Source organism: Ruegeria sp. AP12 (assembly GCF_056540025.1).
In genome coordinates, this window is record NZ_JBQFVZ010000181.1 from 1 (window position 1) to 778 (window position 778).

Sequence of the window (778 nt, forward strand, 5' to 3'; positions counted from 1 at the left end):
CCGCCGGGGGCCGCCTTGAACAGCTCTTGTGCCTTCGGGTTGTTGGCTACTTTGATGTCCCAGTTGGCAATCGCCTCGCCCATGGTAGCTGAATGCACGGTGCTGCAGTCTTCGTGCAGCAGCCCGGCGCGGCTCAGCTCTCCGAGGATCGAGAAGATGCCGCCTGCGCGGTGGACGTCCTCCATATGCACGTTCTCGGTGTTGGGTGCGACCTTGCACAGACACGGCACATTGCGGCTAAGGCGGTCCATGTCGGACATGTCGAAATCAACGCCGCCCTCATAAGCGATGGCTAGCAGGTGCAGAACGGTGTTGGTCGATCCGCCCATCGCAATATCCAGCGACATTGCGTTCTCGAACGCATCAAAGGTGGCGATTTCGCGGGGCAGGAAGCCCTTCTCGTCCAGATCGTAGTGCCGTTTGGTGATCTCGACGATGCGGCGACCGGCCTCAAGGAACAGCTCTTTGCGGTCCGAATGGGTCGCCAGGGTCGAGCCGTTGCCGGGCAGGGCCAGACCCAGCGCCTCAGCCAGGCAATTCATCGAGTTCGCGGTGAACATACCCGAGCACGAGCCGCAGGTCGGGCAGGCGTTTTCCTCGATATGTTTGACCTGTTCGTCGGTATATTTGTCGTCCGCTGCGGCAACCATCGCGTCAACCAGGTCGATCTTCTTAACGTCTAAATCGGCGATGTCGATCTTGCCGGCCTCCATCGGACCGCCTGAAACGAAGATCGCCGGAATGTTCAGGCGCATCGCGGCCATAAGCATGCCGGGGG

1 protein-coding gene is annotated in these 778 nt (G+C 60.5%); it reads right to left on the reverse strand.

Annotation, left to right across the window (positions count from 1 at the left end; translation table 11 throughout):
* The coding region (locus tag ACR0E6_RS22115; protein ID WP_480587403.1) for a dihydroxy-acid dehydratase domain-containing protein at positions 1–778 on the reverse strand (778 nt) is incomplete at both ends.